The sequence below is a fragment of the Variovorax frigidus genome (assembly GCF_051216515.1).
Taxonomy (GTDB): domain Bacteria; phylum Pseudomonadota; class Gammaproteobacteria; order Burkholderiales; family Burkholderiaceae_C; genus Variovorax.
Map to the genome: position 1 here is coordinate 194,815 of NZ_JBPJZF010000001.1, position 17,234 is coordinate 212,048.

The window sequence follows — 17,234 nt, forward strand, 5'->3', positions numbered from 1 at the left end:
TTTTTACTCGGCTTTGCCCTGCCATCGATTGCACTGACGCTCGGCCAACCGCAGGGTGCCGTCTGGGTCGGGCGTCCGCTCGACTTGGTGATCCCGGTGTCGTTGGCAGAAGGCGAGAGCCGGGACGCGCTGTGTGCGGAAGTCGAACTCATGCAGGGCGGCACGCGTGTCGACGATCGACGCGTGACTGTATCTGCAGGCGCGGGTGCTTCGCAGGGCACCCTGCGGCTGCATGTGCGTTCGAGCGTGCCCGTCGACGAACCGGTGGTGCAACTGACCGTTCGCGCCGGCTGCCAGATGAACGCTTCGCGCCAGTACGTGCTGCTGGCCGACATGCCGTCCGACGTGGGCGTGGTAGGCGGCGCGGATGCGGCCATCCCGCGTTCGCTTCCGGCCGTCAGTGCCCGCAACGAGCCCTCCGGTGGTGCGCGCGGTGGCGTGTCTTCTTCCTCCTCGGCAGCCGATGCCGACGACGGCACGGTCGCGCCGCCTGTTTCGGCGCCCCGCGAGCGCGTTCGCCCGCCGGCACCGCGGCCCGCCGCTGCGCGCAACCGCAACGCCGACGCTGGCGAAGCCCGCCGGCCGGTGCAGCGGGCCGCCGCACCGCGCCGCGCCGTCGCGTCCGCCAAGCCGCCCGTGGTTGCACCTGCTGCCGCGGTTGCCGCGCCGACCATCGCTGCCGTGCAGGTCCCCCGGAGCACGGCCAGCGGTGCTCGCCTGCAACTCGAAGGCCTGGATCCGGCATCCGTGCGCAACCCCGCAGCCGCCGCATCGGCCCCGATGGCAGGTGCGTCGGCGCCAGCACCGTTGCCGGTACAAGGCGCATCGGCATCGGCGCCCACGCCGTCCGACGCAGCGGTTGCCGCTGCCGTGCCACCCGAGGAACTGCAGCGTGCCAACGAGCGCCTGCAGTCGCTCGAGGCGACGCTCAAGGTGCTGCGTGAGCAAAGTGCGCAGAACCAGCGCATGCTGATGGAGATGCGCAGCGAGCTGGCCGAGGCGCGTGACAGCCGCTATGCCAATCCGCTGGTCTATGTCCTGGTGCTGTTGTTGCTGCTCGCGCTCATTGCGCTGGCCCTGCTGTACCGGCTGGTGCGCAATGGCGGCGACAGGCCCGCATGGTGGGGCGATGCGCCGCTCCGGGACGACGGCGGACCCCACAGCATCGCGCCGGACGTGATCGAGCCCCCGGTCGCGAGCGTCGTGCACGACGGCATGGATGCCGACGTGCGGCCGGCCGTCCTGTCTTCATCGAGCGCCGTGAGCGCATTTGCCGCCGAGCCCGTGGTGCACAACACGCATTACGACGACACGGTGCCGCAGCCGCTGGACGAGGCCGACGCGCCGACACGCCATGTCAACACCGAGGAACTGTTCGATGTGCAACAGCAATCGGACTTCTTTGTCTCGCTGGGGCAGCACGACCAAGCCATCGCGGTGCTCAGCGAGCACATCGCCGACAACCCGGAAACCAGCGCGCTGGCCTATCTGGACCTGCTGCGCATCTACCACTCGCTGGAGCGTCGTGAAGACTATGCACGGGTGGCCAGCGAGTTCGAACGCGCTTTCAATGCCGAGGTGCCGGTGTTCGAGCACTTCGCCGAAGTGGGCAATGGCCTCGAGCACTACCGCAACGCCCTGGCGCGCATCGAGGCCCAATGGCCGGGGCCGGGCACCCTGGGCCTGATCGAGGAACTCGTGTTCCGCAAGCCTGGCGCCCGTGGTGGCGACGAGAGCTTCGATCTGGCAGCCTATCGCGAGCTGTTGCTGCTGTATTCGGTGGCCAAGGAAGTCATCGATCCCCACAGCGCGCCGCCGACACCGGTGACGCCGCTGTCCTTCCTCGACACGCACGAGGCGGGGCTGGAGTCGAGGATGCTCGCGGTCGATCTGCAGGCGCGCTACGAGTCGCAGGAGACCCAGCCGGATGCGCTGAGGGACGATGCGGTCACGGTGCCGGGTGCAGCGCTGCCGTCGATCTACGGCACGCTCGACGAGGGCATGGCGCACGACACGGAGCCCGCTGCCATCGAGCGCGCGCAGCGCGAGGCGGTCAACGGGATCATCGACTTCGACACCACGCTGCTCGCCACGACGACACCGGCGGCATTGGCGCCCATGGACGCCTCGCAGCGGCCGACGCCGGCGCCGTCCGACTGGCTGTCGTTCGACATCGAAACTCCCGCGACGCCAGCGCCGCTGGACCTGCAGCTTTTCGATCCGGCCACCGAGGCCGAGATCGCGCCCAAGCCCAAGCGGCGGACCTGAAGGCCTGAACGACGCACGGAGGGCGCGCCAGGGCGGCGCACCCTCCGCCGAATGTCAGCGTCGGACCTGCAACGCGCCCGGGTTCACGATGTTCGTCGGGTTGCCGCGAATGAAGCTCACCACGTTGTCGAAGGCCTGCCCGAAGTACTGCTCGTAGCTGTCCTGCTCGACATAGCCGATGTGCGGCGTGCAGATGCAGTTCTCCAGCCGCAGCAGCGCATGGCCCTGCAACGGTGGTTCGCTCTCGAACACGTCGATGGCCGCCATGCCGGGCCGACCGCGGTTCAGCGCCGCGAGCAGGGCATCGGGCTCGACCAGTTCGGCGCGCGAGGTGTTGACGAACAAGGCGGTCGGCTTCATGCGCGACAGGTCCTCCAGCGTCAAAATGCCGCGGGTTTCGTCGTTCAGGCGCAAGTGGATGGTCAGCACATCGGCGGCCGCGAAGAAGTCCTCCCGGCTGGCTGCGACCTGAAAGCCGTCAGAGCGCGCCTGACCCCGGCTCTGTTCGCGGCCCCAGATCAGCACCTGCATGCCGAAGGCCTGGCCATAGCGTGCGACCATGCGCCCGATGCGCCCGTAGCCCCAGATGCAGAGCGTTTTGCCCTTGAGCACGGAGCCCAGGCCAAAGTTGGGCGGCATGGAGGCCGACTTGAGCCCCGCCTGCTGCCAGGCCCCGTGCTTGAGGTTGCTGATGTACTGGGGCAGCCGGCGCATCGCAGCCATGATCAGGGCCCAGGTCAGTTCGGCCGGCGCCAGCGGCGAGCCGCTGCCCTCGGCCACGGCCACACCCTGCTCGGTGCACGCGCCGATGTCGATGTGGTTGCCGATGCGGCCGGTCTGCGAGATCAGCTTGAGCTTGGGCAGCTTCTCGACCAGTTGTCTGGAGATCTGGGTGCGCTCGCGGATCAGCACGATCACGTCGGCGTCCTTGAGCCGCACCGACAGCTGGCCGACGCCTCGGACCGTGTTGGTATAGACCTTCGCCGCGTAGGCATCGAGTTTGGCCGCGCATTGCAGTTTGCGCACCGCATCCTGGTAGTCGTCGAGGATCACAATGTTCATGGCGTGCCATTGTGCCTCGCGTCACCCGAAAGCATGCGCATGCCACGGCAACCGTGGCCCGTAACGGGATGCACGGAGGTGCGACGGCGCGCGTCGAGAGCCCTCGCCGGGCCCTGGTACCGACGGACTCAGTGCAGCGCGTGCGGCTTGTGCATGGTCTCTGCAGCCTCGAGCGCGGCGAGGCGGTCGAGTTCGGCGCAGACGTCGGCCAGGCGGCCCGAGATCACCACGCGACCGGCGCGGCGCCCCGGCTGCTGTGCATCGACCGTGCGCACCACGCGCAGGGGGCGGGTGACGCGCGCCGTGCCCACGGCAGCGTGGGGCGCATCGATGTTCTTGGCGGTGCAGGACGGGCGCACCGCCACGTAGCGCAGGTCCGAGTGAAGGTCGATGCCGCCGCTGCGGCGTGCACGTTGCGTGGGCATCCAGCGGCTGGCCAGCGATTGCAGCGGCGAGAGCAGATCCACGAAAGTGAGCAAAACGATTCCCATGCGAACTCCAGAAGTCAGAGGTTGAACACAGGCAGGATTGCTTCGATCCGGCTGCGACAGGGTGATGGCCTCATGCCATACGCCCGCCACCTGGCGCAGCCGTTGATTTGAAAAGGTCTACATCAGCATCGTGTTGCGGATGAGCCCCACGGCCAGGCCTTCGATCTCGAAGGGCTCGCCGGGCTGGACCACGATGGTGGGGTAGTCGGGGTTTTCCGCATGCAGCTCGATCACCAGCTTGTTGCGCTTGAGCCGCTTCACCGTGACCTCGTCGCCGAGGCGGGCCACCACGATCTGGCCGTTGCGCGCCTCCTTGGTGGACTGCACGGCCAACAGGTCGCCGTCCATGATGCCGGCGTCGCGCATCGACATGCCGCGCACCTTGAGCAGGTAATCGGGCTGGTGCTGGAACAGCGTGTTCTCGACGTAGTAGGTCTGGTCGACATGTTCCTGCGCCAGGATCGGCGAGCCGGCCGCGACGCGGCCGACGAGCGGCAGGGCCAGTTGGGCCATGCCCGGCAGGGACAGGGAGAACTGGTTGTCGCGCGATTGGTTGAGCGAACGGAGCGCATCGCCCTTGAGCCGAATGCCGCGCGAGGTGCCGCTGAGCAATTCGATCGCGCCCTTGCGCGCCAGCGCCTGCAGATGTTCCTCGGCCGCGTTGGCCGACTTGAAGCCGAGTTCGGCCGCGATTTCGGCACGCGTCGGCGGCGCCCCGGTCCGGGCGATGGTGCTGCGGATCAGGTCCAGAATCTGCTGCTGACGGGCGGTAAGCTTGACGGCGAACGGCATGGTGAATCTCCTTGGTACTGTCTGTATATCCAGTGCCTGTATTTTTAAACAGTTTTCCGGACTTTGCAAGCCATGGTGACAAAAAGTGAATCGATCCCTTGCGTGGTGGTGCTGGGAACCGGCGGCACGATCGCCGGCCAGGCCGCGTCCGCAGGCGACAACCTGGGCTATGTGGCGGGCCAGATCGGGGTCGAGGCTCTGGTGCAGCCATTGGCGTTGCCCGCCGGGCTGACGCTGCGGAGCGAACAGGTCGCGCAACTCGACAGCAAGGACATGGATTTCGCGGTCTGGCAGGCGTTGGCGGCGCGCTGCAGCCACTGGCTCGCACGCGACGATGTGGCCGGCGTCGTGATCACGCACGGCACCGACACGCTCGAGGAAACGGCCTTCTTCCTGCAGTCGGTGCTGGCGCCCACCAAGCCGGTGGTGCTGACCTGCGCCATGCGCCCGGCCACCGCACTGGCGCCCGACGGTCCTCAGAACCTGCGCGACGCGATCGCGGTGGCCGCGACGCCGGGCGCACACGGGGTGATGGCCGCCTGTGCCGGCACGGTGCACGGCGCTGTCGACGTGCGGAAGGTGCACACCTACCGGCTCGATGCCTTCGCTTCGGGCGATGCCGGCCCGCTGGGCTATGTGGAGGAGGGCGCTGTGCGATGGCTTCGCGCTACGGCGGAGGGCCGAGCCGATGCGGCCGCGCGGCTGGCGCGGGTGGTGAACACGGATGTCGCGGGCTGGCCGCGCGTCGAGATCCTCACGAGTCACGCCGGCGCTGGCGGCCGCCTCGTCGAAGCCTTGCTGCAGGAACGCCGTTCAGGCGCCGCGGATGCGGTGCAGGGCCTGGTGCTGGCAGCCACGGGCAATGGCTCGCTGCATCACGCCCTGGAGACGGCAGCCGTGAAGGCGCAGGACGAGGGCGTGGCGGTGGTGCGCGCCACGCGTTGCAGCGAGGGCCGGATTCTCGCCACGCCGCACGCGGCGCTGCGCGATGCGGGTGCGCTCACGCCGGTGAAGGCGCGCATCGCGTTGATGCTGGAACTGCTGCTGGCGGCGCCAGGGGCCTGACGCCGACCTCGGCGATCGATCAGTTGCCGAGCGCAGCCAGCGCGCGCTGGGTGATTTCGTCGACCGTGCCGACGCCGCTGATGGCGCGGTACTTGGGGGCGAGCGCCGGTTCGGCTTTGGCCCAGGCGGCGTAGTAGTCGACCAGCGGCCGGGTCTGCTGGCTGTAGACGTCGAGCCGCTTGCGCACGGTCTCTTCCTTGTCGTCTTCGCGCTGGATCAGCTCTTCGCCGGTCGCGTCGTCCTTGCCTTCCACCTGGGGCGGGTTGAACTTGACGTGGTAGGTCCGGCCCGAGGCGGGGTGGGAACGGCGGCCGCTCATGCGCTCGATGATGTCGCTGAAAGGCACGTCGATCTCGAGCACGTAGTCGAGCTTGACGTCGGCGGCACGCATCGCGTCGGCCTGCGGCAGGGTGCGCGGGAAGCCGTCGAACAGGAAACCGCTGGCGCAATCGGGCAGCGCGATGCGCTCCTTCACCAGGTTGATGATCAGGTCGTCGCTGACCAGCGCGCCCGAATCCATCACGGCCTTGGCCTGCAGGCCCAGCGGCGTGCCGGCCTTCACGGCGGCGCGCAGCATGTCGCCGGTGGAGATTTGCGGAATGTTGTATTTGCGGCAGATGAAAGCGGCTTGCGTGCCTTTACCTGCGCCGGGGGCGCCCAACAAAATCAGTCTCATGGTGTCCTCGGACGGTTCTTAGATTTCTGTCACGCCGTGCATGCCAATGCGGCCCTGTGCAAGACGGAGTTGCGTCGAGGATAGCACGCGTTTTTCGTGACGAAATGCGGTGCGGCAGAGGGACTCAGCGTGCGGTGAACAGGGCGCGAACCCGCGCCAGATCCTCCGGCGTGTCGATCCCCGGGCCCGGGTTGTCCGCGCTGACGTGCACGGCGATGCGAAAGCCATGCCACAGCGCGCGCAGCTGCTCCAGCGCCTCGGTGCTTTCGACCGGCGCTGGCGTCAGTGTCGGGAAGCGCCGGATGAAGCCGGCACGGTAGCCGTAGATGCCGATGTGGCGCAGCGGCGCGGGATCGCTCGGCACGGCCTGCGCGGCGCCATCGCGCCAGCAGGGAATGGGCGCGCGGCTGAAATAGAGCGCGTGACCGCGTGCATCGAGCACCACCTTCACCACGTTGGGATTGGCGAACTCCTCGGCGCTGCCGATCGGGTGGGCCGCGGTGCTCATCACGGCCTCGTCCTGCGCCGCCAGCACCTGGGCGACGGCATCGATCAGGGCGGGGTCGATCAGCGGTTCGTCGCCCTGCACGTTGACCACGATCGCGTCGTCGGCCAGCGCGAGCTGGGTGCAGGCTTCGGCCAGCCGGTCGCTCCCGCTCGGATGGTCGGTGCGCGTGAGCAGCGCTTCGACGCCGTGCGCGGTGCAGGCCTCGACGATGCGGCGGTCGTCCGCCGCCACCACCACACGCGATGCGCCCGAGGCGCGCGCCCGTTGCGCGACGCGCACCACCATCGGCAGGCCGCCGATGTCGGCCAGGGGCTTGTCGGGCAGGCGTGTGGAGGCGAGCCGCGCCGGGATCAGGACGGTGAAGGGGACGTGCATGGTGACGACAGGAAAAGTGCGAAGACCGGAGGAGCGCGCCGCAGTACCGCGGCGACCTTCAGAGGCCGAGTTCTTCGTCGGAAAGCGTGCGGGCTTCGTTTTCGAGCAGCACGGGAATGCCGTCGCGCACCGGATAGGCCAGGCGCGCGCTGCGCGAGACCAGTTCGCGCTTGTCGGCATCCCATTGCAGCGGCCCCTTGGTCACGGGGCAAACGAGCAGTTCAAGAAGCTTGGTGTCCATCGAGCGATGATAGCTGCGCATCCAGTGCCGAGAAGAAGGCCGGCTCGGGTGTGAAGCGCAGCGGCACGGCCAGTGCATCGGGCTGACGGCGCCAGAGCTTCAGGGCGTCCTTCTCGGTGCACAGCACCGTGGCCTGGTCCGGCGGCACGGGTGCCCAGTCCTCGAAGTCATGGTGGTCGGGCAGGGCGATGCAGGATGCGGGTGCCAGGCCGCGCGCGCGCAGCATCGCGAAGAAGGCGTCGGGCTTGGCGATCGCCGCGACGGCGATCAGGGCGCTGCCTTGCAACGCCGACAGCGGGACGGCGGTGCCGTCGCTGCGCAGCGCCACGTCGGCCAGCCTTCGTTGCGCGGTGTAGCCCGCAAAAGCCGGATGGGCGCCGGTGTGCAGCACCAGGTCGGCATGGCGCGGCCAGTGCTCGCGCAGCGGTCCGGCGGGCAGCAGCCAGCCGTTGCCGATGCCGCGGTCGTCGAACACGCAGATCTCGAGGTCGCGTGCCAGCGCCAGGTGCTGCAGCCCGTCGTCGCTGACGAGGACGTGGACGTCCGGGTAGGCCGCGCGCAGGGCCCGCGCGGCGTCGATCCGGCGGCGCGCCACGAACATCGGCGCGCCGGTCGCGCGCCGCACCAGGGCCGGTTCGTCGCCCACGTCGCGGGGATCGCTGTCGGCGCGGACTTCGCGGCAGTCGTCGGTGCGCCGGCCATGGCCGCGCGAGATCACGCCGACCGCCATGCCGCGCGCCTGCAGGTGCTGCACGATGGCCATCACCACCGGCGTCTTGCCAGCGCCGCCCGCGACCACGTTGCCCACGACGAGCACCGGCACGTCGACCCGCTGCGTGCCGAGCCAGCCCACCCGGTAGAGCCCGCGGCGCAGCGCCGCCAGCGCCCCGAACAGCAGCGACACCGGCCAGAGCAGGCACGCGTGCGGGCCGCGCTTCAGCCAGGCGCGCTGCAGCGCCAAGTCAGCGCCCCGCCTGTGCGGTGGATTGGGTGGCGAAGGTGATCTGCATCAGGCCGGCGCGGCGCGCGGCCTCCATCACCGTGATGACGGTCTGGTGGGCGGCGCTGGCATCGGCGCTGATGATCACCACGCTGTCGCGGAGGCCACCGGTCGCGGCGCCCAGGGCCGCGGTCACCGTCTCGACGCTGCGGTCGGGCAGCACGTTGCGGTTGATCGAGTAGCGGCCGTCGGCCGATACCGCGACGATCACTTCCTTCGGATGGTCGCGCTGCGCATCGACGTCGGCCACCGGCAGGCGCAAGGGCATCTCGGTGAACTTGCTGTAAGTGGTCGACAGCATCAGGAAGATCAGCACCACCAGCAGCACGTCGATGAAGGGGATCAGGTTGATCTCCGGCTCGTCGCGCGAGCCGTGGCGAAAGTGCATGCGGCTGGGTTTCATCGCTTCACTTGCGCAAGGCGTTGAGGTGACGGGCGAAGCGCTCGCCGGCGAGTTCGAGGTTCATCAGGTACTCGTCGACGCGGGTGCGGAAGTAGCGCCAGAAGATGAGCGTCGGAATGGCCACGATCAGGCCGAAGGCCGTGTTGTAGAGCGCGATCGAGATCCCGTGCGCCAATTGCGCCGGGTTGCCCGATCCGACCGCCCCGCCGGCGGGCGACTGCGCGCCGAAGATCTCGATCATGCCGATCACGGTGCCGAGCAGGCCGAGCAGCGGTGCGGCGGAGGCGATCGTCGCCAGCGCGGGCAGCCAGCGCTCCAGCCGGTGCGCCACGGTCCGGCCCGAAGCCTCCATGGCTGCGCGAAGGTCGTCCTCGGCGCAATGCGGATTGGCGTTCAGCGCGCGAAACCCTGCGGCCAGCACCTCGCCGAGCGCCGAGTTCTGTTCGAGCTTGGTCACGACGTCGGGGCCGGGCACCGTGTTGCGCGAGACGGTGATGGCCTCGTCGAGCAGCTTGGGCGGTATCACGCGGGAGGTTTTCAGACTGCTGAAGCGCTCGATCACGAGCGCCATTGCGAGCACCGAACAGGCGAGAAGCGGCCAGATGGGCCAACCCGCAGCAACTATGATGGAAAACAAGGAATCCCTCCGGCCCGTGGACTGCAAATGCGCGGCGATTATCACCGAGCGGCGTGTCGCAACGGACGGTGCCGCACTGCAGGCATCGGCGCACAGTTTCTGTGGATAACTTTGTGATTAACTGCGTGAGCAACAGGCCCGAACCCGCATGAACAGGGCCTGTCATTGATTCGACTTAATTTTGAGCAGCTATTTCTCCTTTCAAATCAATGAGTTGCACCACAACCTGTGCGTGCATGGGCAGCCTTTCGGTGTTCTCGGACGCCGACGGTCCGACTGTGGAAGAGTGACGCCTGCCGGCGCCTCTGCAGCATGAGCGGCCGCGAGGATTCTCTGGGCGCCGGGCCGCGCGTCTGGGCCGTGGGTGCCCTGTGCCATGCGGTCGCGGATGCACTCGATGCACGCTTCAATCCGGTCACGGTACGCGGCGAAATCTCGGGCTTTTCGCGGGCGGCCAGCGGGCACTGCTACTTTTCGTTGAAGGACGCCAGCGGCCAGTTGCGCTGTGCCATGTTCCGGCGCGCCGCGAGCCTGGTCGACTTCTCGCCGCGCGAAGGCGACCAGGTCGAGGTGCGGGGCCGGCTGGCCGTCTACGAGCCACGCGGCGACCTGCAACTCATCGTCGAGAGCCTGACACGGGCCGGGCAGGGCGCGCTGTTCGAGCAGTTCCTGCAGCGCAAGGCGATGCTGGAGGCTGAAGGCCTGTTCGACCCCGCGCGCAAACGCCCGCTGCCGACGCTGCCGCGATCGATCGGCCTGGTCACCTCGCTGGGCGCCGCGGCGCTGCATGACGTCGTGACCGCGCTGCGCCGGCGCGTGCCGCACATTCAGGTGGTGCTCGCGCCGGCCGCGGTGCAGGGAGCGGGCGCACCGGCCGAACTGGTGCGTGCGCTGCGCTCGCTCTATGCGATGCCGGCGCCGGTCGACGTGATCCTGCTGGTGCGCGGCGGCGGATCGATCGAGGATCTCTGGGCCTTCAACGACGAGGCACTGGCCCGGACCATCGTCCTGAGCCCGGTGCCGGTGATCAGCGGCATCGGCCACGAGACCGACTTCACCATCGCCGATTTCTGCGCCGACCTGCGCGCACCCACGCCGACCGCGGCCGCCGAACTGGTGTCGGCACCGCGCGAGGTGTGGCTCGGCGCGCTCGACCTGATCGAGCAGAAGCTCCGCGATGCGATCGGCGAGCGGCTCGATGCGCTCGGGCAGCGGCTCGACCTCGCGGCCGGCCGCATGGGGCGACCTTCCACCGCGGTCCTGCGCCAGCAGATGCGGCTGACGCACGAGGCCCAGCGCCTGCGCTACGCCGTGGCCGCGCAGCATGGGCGCCTGTCGTCGCGCCAGCAGGCGGTGCAGCAGGCATGGCCCACGGCCTGGAAAAGCGGCGTGAACATGCAGGCCGAACGGCTCGATCGTGTGGCTTCGCGGCTGCGCCTGCTCGATCCCGCACAGGTGCTGCAACGCGGCTACGCCTGGCTCGAGGATGCACAGGGCAAGGCCCTCACGAGCGTCGCGCAGGCGCAGCCCGGCGATGCGGTGCGCGCGCGACTGGCGGACGGAGGCCTGGACCTGAAGGTCGCACCGGCCACGACGAGGCGTCGGCCGACGCAGGGGCATTGAATCCTTTCTAGAATCCTTGAGTCCTTCAACCAACCCACGAGTAAAAAATATGGAACACGTTCTTCCTCCTCTCCCGTACGCCCTCGACGCACTGGCGCCCGAGTACTCGAAGGAAACCCTCGAATACCACTACGGCAAGCACCACAACGCGTACGTCGTGAACCTGAACAACCTGCAGAAGGGCACCGAGTTCGAGTCCCTGACGCTCGAAGAAATCGTGAAGAAGGCCAGCGGCGGCATCTACAACAACGCCGCCCAGATCTGGAACCACACCTTCTTCTGGAACTGCATGAAGCCGCAAGGCGGCGCAGCACCGACCGGCGCGCTGGCCAAGGCCATCGATGCCAAGTGGGGCAGCTACGACGCCTTCAAGGAAGCCTTCGTGAAGTCGGCTGTCGGCAATTTCGGTTCGGGCTGGACCTGGCTGGTGAAGAAGGCCGACGGCTCGGTGGACATCGTGAACACCGGCGCCGCCGGCACGCCGCTGACCACCGCCGACACCGCGCTGCTGACCGTCGACGTCTGGGAACACGCCTACTACATCGACTACCGCAACCTGCGTCCGAAGTTCGTCGAGACCTTCCTGGCCAAGCTGGTCAACTGGGAATTCGCCGAGAAGAACTTCGGCTGATCGCCTTCGGGTGACCCACGAAAAAGCCGGCTCAGCCGGCTTTTTTCATTCTGGCGTGCAAGGCCGGGTCAGCGTCGGGCCTGGAAGGGCGCGCCGGTCAGCTTGGTGCCCTTCTTGATGTTCTTCTTGGCGAACCAGCCCTGGTTCATCTCGAGCACGTAGCGGACCGGCTCGTCGGAGCAATGCGAGTCCAGCGTCAGCGGCTGCATGTCGACCAGGTTCACGATGCGACCATCGTCCGCCACGAAAGCCGCGCTCAATGGCAGCAGCGTGTTCTTCATCCAGAAGCACTGGGTGCTGGGCTGTTCGAAAACGAACAGCATGCCCTCGGCCTGGGGCATTTCCTTGCGGTACATGAGGCCGGTCTGCTGCTGCTGAGGCGTAAGGGCGAGCTGGGCGTCGATCTGGTACATGCCGGCGGAGATCCGGGTGCGCTGCAGGTCCATCTGCGGAACCTGGGCGAAGGCGGAGGTCGTGCACAGGCAGAGCGCGAGAAGCCCCGAGAGGAGGGCGGGGAAACGCAATGACATGGGAGCAGCTTTCTTCTTTCTGACGGGCAACCCGAAGCGTAGCAATTGCGCACGAACTCTGCCGGGCGCGGTATTGGGCCGGCGAAAAAAAAGCGTTCCGAAGAACGCTTTTTTTTCAATCGACCGGGGTCGATCAGTTGGGCGTGCCGCCTTGGGTCGACTTGCGCTTCACGCTGCCGTCCTTGGCGCGGCGACGGGTGTCGCGCGATTCGGCGCGCTTTTCGCCGGCCACGGCTGCCTTGTCGGTGCCGATGGCGCCGCCTTCAGGCGTCTTGTTGATGTCGCCGCCTGCACCGGCCTTGACCTGGCCTGCGGGCTTGGACGCGACCTTTGCGTCGGCACGTGCCTGGGGCTTGGTGTTGGTCACAGCCGACTGTTCAGCCGACGCGCCGGGCGGGTTCTGAGCGTAGGCGCCCGCTGCGAAAAGGCCGGCGATCATGACTGCGAGAGCTTTGTTCATTTAGTAATTCCTCGAGAAGTTAGATGAAGACGCCTTCCGCCCAGCAGAAGGTCTGCAAACAACGAAGCCGATCCGGCTGCGGTTGACAGCGCCTGCGATTTCATTGCTTGCGTCTAAAATTCTACGGCCTTTACGTGGTCATTCCGCGCCGCCATTTCAGCGCTGAAAATTCCTTCAGCCATCAACGTTCTCCGGGAGTTTCTCCGCCCATGTCCGATTACCAGCACATTACCGTCCCGGCCGAGGGTCAAAAGATCACGGTCAATGCCGACAACACGCTGAATGTGCCGGAGCAGCCGATCATTCCGTTCATCGAGGGGGACGGCACCGGGCGGGACATCACGCCGGTGATGCTCAAGGTGGTCGATGCGGCCGTCGCCAAGGCCTATGGCGGCCAGCGCAAGATCCATTGGATGGAAGTGTTCGCCGGCGAGAAGTCGACCAAAATCTACGGCCCCGACGTCTGGCTCCCCGAGGAGACGCTGCAGGCGGTGCGCGACTACGTGATCTCGATCAAGGGCCCGCTGACCACGCCGGTCGGGGGCGGCATCCGCTCGCTCAACGTGGCGTTGCGCCAGCAGCTCGACCTGTACGTCTGCCTGCGCCCGATCCAGTACTTCAAGGGCGTGCCCAGCCCGGTGAAGGAGCCCGAGAAGACCAACATGGTGATCTTCCGCGAGAACTCCGAAGACATCTATGCCGGCATCGAGTTCGAGGCCGAGAGCGACAAGGCGAAGAAGCTCATCAAGTTCCTGCAGGAGGAAATGGGCGTCCACAAGATCCGTTTCCCCGACACCTCGGGCATCGGCGTGAAGCCGGTCTCGCGCGAAGGCACCGAGCGGCTGGTGCGCAAGGCGATCCAGTACGCGATCGACAACGGCAAGCCCTCGGTCACGATCGTGCACAAGGGCAACATCATGAAGTTCACCGAGGGCAGCTTCCGCGACTGGGCCTACGGCCTGGCGGCCAGGGAGTTCGGCGCCGAGCTGCTCGACGGCGGTCCCTGGATGCGCTTCAAGAATCCGAAGACCGGCAAGGACATCACGATCAAGGACAGCATCGCCGATGCCTTCCTGCAGCAGATCCTGCTGCGGCCGGCCGAGTACTCGGTGGTCGCCACGCTGAACCTCAACGGCGACTACATCTCCGATGCGCTGGCCGCCCAGGTCGGCGGCATCGGCATCGCGCCCGGCGGGAACCTGAGCGACACGGTCGCGATGTTCGAAGCCACGCACGGCACGGCCCCCAAGTACGCGGGCAAGGACTACGTGAACCCCGGTTCCGAGATTCTGTCGGCCGAGATGATGCTGCGGCACATCGGCTGGAAGGAGGCGGCCGACCTGATCATCGTTTCGCTCGAGAAATCGATCGCCAGCAAGCGGGTGACCTACGATTTCGCCCGCAACATGGAAGGCGCGACGCAGGTCAGCTGCTCCGGTTTCGGGCGGGTGATGATCGCGAACATGTGAGGGCGGCCCGCCCGCTCCCCGCGTTTTCCTGACGGCCGACAAGGCGCGGTCGCCCTCCCGCCGGCAAGCTCATCGGACCTCCGCACGGCGGGCGGACCCGGCAAGCGGCGACAATTGCAAATTCCGGTGAACTCCGGTGAACACACAGACCATACGAATCAAGGATGTAGGCGCATGAGCACGACGCAACCAACCATCATCTATACGCTGACCGACGAAGCCCCCGCGCTCGCGACCCGCGCATTTCTGCCCATCGTGCGCGCCTTCACGGCGCCGGTCGGCATTGACGTGACCACCAGCGACATTTCCGTGGCGGCCCGGATCCTGGGCCAGTTCCCCGACGCGCTGACCGACGCCCAGCGCGTGCCCGACAACCTCGCCGAGCTGGGCCGTCTGACGCTGCTGCCGGACACCAACATCATCAAGCTGCCGAACATCAGCGCTTCGGTGCACCAGTTGACCAGCGCCATCAAGGAACTGCAGGCGCGCGGCTACAAAATCCCCGACTACCCCGAAGATCCCAAGACCGACGAGGAAAAGGCCGTTCGCGCCAAGTACTCGAAGTGCCTGGGCAGCGCCGTGAACCCGGTGCTGCGCGAAGGCAATTCGGACCGCCGCGCACCCAACGCGGTCAAGGAATACGCCCGCAAGAACCCGCACAGCATGGGCGAGTGGAGCATGGCTTCGCGCACCCACGTGGCGCACATGAAGCATGGCGACTTCTATCACGGCGAAAAATCGCTGACCATCGACAAGGCGCGCGACGTCAAGATGGAACTGGTCACCAAGGGTGGCAAGACCATCGTGCTGAAGCCGAAGGTGTCGCTGCTCGACGGCGAAATCATCGACAGCATGTTCATGAGCAAGAATGCCTTGCTCGCGTTCTACGAGCATGAGATGGAAGACGCGCGCAAGACCGGCGTGATGTTCTCGCTGCACGTCAAGGCCACCATGATGAAGGTGTCGCACCCCATCGTGTTCGGCCATGCGGTGCGCGTGTTCTACAAGGAAGCGTTCGAGAAGCACGGCAAGGTGTTCGAACAGCTGGGCGTGAACGTGAACAACGGCATGGTCGACCTGTACACGAAGATCGAGACGCTGCCTTCGAGCAAGAAGGAAGAGATCATCCGTGACCTGCACGCCTGCCACGAACATCGCCCCGAACTGGCGATGGTGGACTCGGCCAAGGGCATCACCAACCTGCATGCGCCCAACGACGTGATCGTCGACGCGTCGATGCCGGCCATGATCCGCATCGGCGGCAAGATGTGGGGCGCCGACGGCAAGCCCAAGGACACCAAGGCGGTGATCCCGGAGAGCACCTTCGCCCGCATCTACCAGGAAATCATCAATTTCTGCAAGACCAACGGCAACTTCGACCCGGTGACCATGGGCACCGTGCCGAACGTGGGCCTGATGGCGCAGCAGGCCGAGGAATATGGCTCGCACGACAAGACCTTCGAAGTGTCCGAAGCCGGCCAGGCCAACATCGTCGACCTCGCCACCGGCGAAGTGCTGCTGACGCAGGACGTGGAAGCCGGCGACATCTGGCGCATGTGCCAGGTCAAGGATGCGCCGATCCGCGACTGGGTCAAGCTGGCCGTCACGCGCGCCCGCAATTCGGGCATGCCGGCCCTGTTCTGGCTCGACCCGTACCGCCCGCACGAAGCCGAGATGATCAAGAAGGTGCAGAAGTACCTGAAGGATCACGACACCAAGGGCCTGGACATCCAGATCATGTCGCAGGTCCGCGCCATGCGTTACACGCTGGAACGTGTGATCCGTGGCCTAGACACCATCTCGGTCACCGGCAACATCCTGCGCGATTACCTGACCGACCTGTTCCCGATCATGGAACTGGGCACCAGCGCCAAGATGCTGTCGATCGTGCCGCTGATGGCCGGCGGCGGCATGTACGAAACGGGCGCGGGCGGCTCGGCCCCCAAGCACGTCAAGCAGCTGGTCGAGGAAAACCACCTGCGCTGGGACTCGCTGGGCGAGTTCCTCGCGCTGGCCGTCTCCCTGGAAGACCTGGGCCTGAAGACCGGCAATGCGCAAGCCAAAGTGCTGGCCAAGACGCTGGATACGGCCACCGGCAAGCTGCTGGACACCAACAAGAACCCGTCGCCCAAGACCGGTCAGCTGGACAACCGCGGCAGCCAGTTCTATCTGGCGCTGTACTGGGCCCAGGAACTGGCCGCCCAGACCGACGACAAGGCGCTGCAGTCGAAGTTCGCCGGCTTGGCCAAGGCGCTGGCCGACGGCGAGCAGAAGATCATCGGCGAACTGCAGGCCGTGCAGGGCAAGCCGGTCGACATCGGCGGCTACTACCTGGTCGACGAGGCCAAGTGCGACGCCGTGATGCGCCCCAGCGAGACGCTCAACGCGGCGCTCGCGGCAGTCCACGGCTGATCCCGATCGCCGACGGTGCGCGTCCGGCCCGGTGCCGGACGGGGCGCCGACCCGATCCGCCCCGGCGTCCGCAAGGATGCCGGGGTTTTTTCTTGCGCAGAAGACGATTTTTGCGCTTCACCGGCCCTTGTTTTCTCCAAAAGCTGCCACCAATTCCTCTGGCGTCGGCATGGCGCTTGCTCGCTCGATAGAATGATTTTCATGGCAACCAGAATCCCCTCCAAACCCCCGACGTCACCGGCACAGAAGCCGGGCCGGGGTGACGGCGATGCAGTCGTCCTGGAGCGCCGGCCGCAGAAAACCGCTCCGCCGCAGATGTATCAAGTGGTGATGCTCAACGACGACTACACCCCGATGGAGTTCGTCGTGGTGGTCATCCAGGAATTTTTCAACAAGGACCGCGAGACGGCGACCCAGATCATGTTGAAGATCCACCTCGACGGCCGCGCCGTCTGCGGCATCTATTCGCGCGACATGGCCGCCACCAAGGTCAACCAGGTGATGGAGGCGGCTCACCAGGCCGGCCACCCATTGCAATGTGTCAGTGAACCGGTTGAATAAATCGGAATCTGACCCATTTGAGAAGAAGTT

Annotated in this window: 18 protein-coding genes; 7 read left to right on the top strand and 11 right to left on the bottom strand. The window is 66.7% G+C overall.

From position 1 onward, the window contains the following. Positions 1 to 96 precede the first annotated feature (96 nt). Positions 97 to 2,268 (top strand): type IV pilus assembly protein FimV, encoded by a 2,172-nt coding sequence (locus ACSFBC_RS00870; protein ID WP_435508425.1) that lies wholly within the window; start codon positions 97 to 99, stop codon positions 2,266 to 2,268. 54 nt (positions 2,269 to 2,322) lie between these two features. On the opposite strand, the gene ACSFBC_RS00875 is transcribed toward ACSFBC_RS00870, so the two are convergent. The 3 genes from ACSFBC_RS00875 to lexA all read right to left on the bottom strand — a co-directional run bounded on the left by ACSFBC_RS00875 (position 2,323) and on the right by lexA (position 4,613). Continuing rightward, on the bottom strand, positions 2,323 to 3,330 hold the full coding sequence (locus tag ACSFBC_RS00875; RefSeq protein ID WP_435508426.1) for a D-2-hydroxyacid dehydrogenase family protein: 1,008 nt from the start codon (positions 3,328 to 3,330) through the stop codon (positions 2,323 to 2,325). Between the two features lie 128 nt (positions 3,331 to 3,458). Then, positions 3,459 to 3,821 carry a hypothetical protein gene (locus ACSFBC_RS00880; protein ID WP_435508427.1) on the bottom strand — a complete coding sequence of 121 codons (363 nt, stop codon included), beginning with the start codon at positions 3,819 to 3,821 and terminating at the stop codon, positions 3,459 to 3,461. A 117-nt stretch (positions 3,822 to 3,938) separates the two neighbouring features. Continuing rightward, positions 3,939 to 4,613: a transcriptional repressor LexA gene (gene lexA / locus ACSFBC_RS00885; protein WP_435508428.1), complete on the bottom strand. Its 675-nt coding sequence runs from the start codon at positions 4,611 to 4,613 to the stop codon at positions 3,939 to 3,941. Between the two features lie 72 nt (positions 4,614 to 4,685). Between lexA and ACSFBC_RS00890 the strand changes: the two genes are divergently transcribed. After that, positions 4,686 to 5,678: an asparaginase gene (locus ACSFBC_RS00890; RefSeq protein ID WP_435508429.1), complete on the top strand. Its 993-nt coding sequence runs from the start codon at positions 4,686 to 4,688 to the stop codon at positions 5,676 to 5,678. 19 nt (positions 5,679 to 5,697) lie between these two features. Here ACSFBC_RS00890 and adk read toward each other — a convergent pair whose 3' ends face one another. From adk to ACSFBC_RS00920, 6 genes are all read right to left on the bottom strand, one after another. Further along, positions 5,698 to 6,354 carry an adenylate kinase gene (adk, locus tag ACSFBC_RS00895; RefSeq protein ID WP_435508430.1) on the bottom strand — a complete coding sequence of 219 codons (657 nt, stop codon included), beginning with the start codon at positions 6,352 to 6,354 and terminating at the stop codon, positions 5,698 to 5,700. A 124-nt stretch (positions 6,355 to 6,478) separates the two neighbouring features. Continuing rightward, positions 6,479 to 7,237: a 3-deoxy-manno-octulosonate cytidylyltransferase gene (gene kdsB / locus ACSFBC_RS00900; protein ID WP_435508431.1), complete on the bottom strand. Its 759-nt coding sequence runs from the start codon at positions 7,235 to 7,237 to the stop codon at positions 6,479 to 6,481. A 58-nt stretch (positions 7,238 to 7,295) separates the two neighbouring features. Further along, a complete protein-coding gene (locus tag ACSFBC_RS00905; protein WP_219217725.1) occupies positions 7,296 to 7,478 on the bottom strand; it encodes a Trm112 family protein in 183 nt (60 codons plus the stop codon). After that, positions 7,459 to 8,439 (bottom strand): tetraacyldisaccharide 4'-kinase, encoded by a 981-nt coding sequence (gene lpxK, locus ACSFBC_RS00910; RefSeq protein ID WP_435508432.1) that lies wholly within the window; start codon positions 8,437 to 8,439, stop codon positions 7,459 to 7,461. Before lpxK ends, ACSFBC_RS00905 begins: the two co-directional genes overlap by 20 nt. Position 8,440: 1 nt before the next feature. Continuing rightward, positions 8,441 to 8,866, bottom strand: coding sequence for an ExbD/TolR family protein (locus ACSFBC_RS00915; RefSeq protein WP_435509237.1), 426 nt, complete (start codon positions 8,864 to 8,866; stop codon positions 8,441 to 8,443). 19 nt (positions 8,867 to 8,885) lie between these two features. Continuing rightward, complete coding sequence (locus tag ACSFBC_RS00920) at positions 8,886 to 9,518, bottom strand: MotA/TolQ/ExbB proton channel family protein (RefSeq protein ID WP_435508433.1); 633 nt, start codon at positions 9,516 to 9,518, stop codon at positions 8,886 to 8,888. Between the two features lie 312 nt (positions 9,519 to 9,830). Between ACSFBC_RS00920 and xseA the strand changes: the two genes are divergently transcribed. Further along, positions 9,831 to 11,141: an exodeoxyribonuclease VII large subunit gene (gene xseA / locus ACSFBC_RS00925; RefSeq protein WP_435508434.1), complete on the top strand. Its 1,311-nt coding sequence runs from the start codon at positions 9,831 to 9,833 to the stop codon at positions 11,139 to 11,141. A gap of 49 nt (positions 11,142 to 11,190) precedes the next feature. Next, positions 11,191 to 11,772: a superoxide dismutase gene (locus ACSFBC_RS00930; protein ID WP_183023644.1), complete on the top strand. Its 582-nt coding sequence runs from the start codon at positions 11,191 to 11,193 to the stop codon at positions 11,770 to 11,772. A 68-nt stretch (positions 11,773 to 11,840) separates the two neighbouring features. Here the strand turns inward: ACSFBC_RS00930 and ACSFBC_RS00935 are convergent, their stop codons facing one another. Both ACSFBC_RS00935 and ACSFBC_RS00940 read right to left on the bottom strand, forming a co-directional pair. Further along, positions 11,841 to 12,302, bottom strand: a complete 462-nt coding sequence (locus ACSFBC_RS00935) for a DUF192 domain-containing protein (RefSeq protein ID WP_435508435.1) — start codon at positions 12,300 to 12,302, stop codon at positions 11,841 to 11,843. A gap of 133 nt (positions 12,303 to 12,435) precedes the next feature. Beyond that, positions 12,436 to 12,762: a cell envelope biogenesis protein TolA gene (locus ACSFBC_RS00940; RefSeq protein WP_435508436.1), complete on the bottom strand. Its 327-nt coding sequence runs from the start codon at positions 12,760 to 12,762 to the stop codon at positions 12,436 to 12,438. A gap of 209 nt (positions 12,763 to 12,971) precedes the next feature. Here ACSFBC_RS00940 and icd point away from each other — a divergent pair, with 209 nt between their 5' ends. The 3 genes from icd to clpS all read left to right on the top strand — a co-directional run bounded on the left by icd (position 12,972) and on the right by clpS (position 17,204). Beyond that, the gene (icd, locus tag ACSFBC_RS00945; RefSeq protein WP_435508437.1) at positions 12,972 to 14,231 is read left to right on the top strand and encodes an NADP-dependent isocitrate dehydrogenase; all 1,260 of its coding nucleotides are present in this window, start codon (positions 12,972 to 12,974) and stop codon (positions 14,229 to 14,231) included. 174 nt (positions 14,232 to 14,405) lie between these two features. Next, positions 14,406 to 16,643, top strand: coding sequence for an NADP-dependent isocitrate dehydrogenase (locus ACSFBC_RS00950; RefSeq protein WP_435508438.1), 2,238 nt, complete (start codon positions 14,406 to 14,408; stop codon positions 16,641 to 16,643). Positions 16,644 to 16,844: 201 nt separating this feature from the next. Further along, positions 16,845 to 17,204, top strand: a complete 360-nt coding sequence (gene clpS, locus ACSFBC_RS00955) for an ATP-dependent Clp protease adapter ClpS (RefSeq protein WP_435508439.1) — start codon at positions 16,845 to 16,847, stop codon at positions 17,202 to 17,204. Positions 17,205 to 17,234 lie beyond the last annotated feature (30 nt).

Coding starts and splice junctions, on each gene's coding strand:
- kdsB (WP_435508431.1), bottom strand. CDS start 7,237: ATGCACGTCCCCTTCACCGTCCTGATCCCGGCGCGGCTCGCCTCCACA.
- icd (WP_435508437.1), top strand. CDS start 12,972: ATGTCCGATTACCAGCACATTACCGTCCCGGCCGAGGGTCAAAAGATC.
- ACSFBC_RS00905 (WP_219217725.1), bottom strand. CDS start 7,478: ATGGACACCAAGCTTCTTGAACTGCTCGTTTGCCCCGTGACCAAGGGG.
- ACSFBC_RS00950 (WP_435508438.1), top strand. CDS start 14,406: ATGAGCACGACGCAACCAACCATCATCTATACGCTGACCGACGAAGCC.
- xseA (WP_435508434.1), top strand. CDS start 9,831: ATGAGCGGCCGCGAGGATTCTCTGGGCGCCGGGCCGCGCGTCTGGGCC.
- clpS (WP_435508439.1), top strand. CDS start 16,845: ATGGCAACCAGAATCCCCTCCAAACCCCCGACGTCACCGGCACAGAAG.
- ACSFBC_RS00930 (WP_183023644.1), top strand. CDS start 11,191: ATGGAACACGTTCTTCCTCCTCTCCCGTACGCCCTCGACGCACTGGCG.
- ACSFBC_RS00875 (WP_435508426.1), bottom strand. CDS start 3,330: ATGAACATTGTGATCCTCGACGACTACCAGGATGCGGTGCGCAAACTG.
- ACSFBC_RS00890 (WP_435508429.1), top strand. CDS start 4,686: ATGGTGACAAAAAGTGAATCGATCCCTTGCGTGGTGGTGCTGGGAACC.
- ACSFBC_RS00935 (WP_435508435.1), bottom strand. CDS start 12,302: ATGTCATTGCGTTTCCCCGCCCTCCTCTCGGGGCTTCTCGCGCTCTGC.
- lexA (WP_435508428.1), bottom strand. CDS start 4,613: ATGCCGTTCGCCGTCAAGCTTACCGCCCGTCAGCAGCAGATTCTGGAC.
- ACSFBC_RS00880 (WP_435508427.1), bottom strand. CDS start 3,821: ATGGGAATCGTTTTGCTCACTTTCGTGGATCTGCTCTCGCCGCTGCAA.
- adk (WP_435508430.1), bottom strand. CDS start 6,354: ATGAGACTGATTTTGTTGGGCGCCCCCGGCGCAGGTAAAGGCACGCAA.
- ACSFBC_RS00940 (WP_435508436.1), bottom strand. CDS start 12,762: ATGAACAAAGCTCTCGCAGTCATGATCGCCGGCCTTTTCGCAGCGGGC.
- ACSFBC_RS00915 (WP_435509237.1), bottom strand. CDS start 8,866: ATGCACTTTCGCCACGGCTCGCGCGACGAGCCGGAGATCAACCTGATC.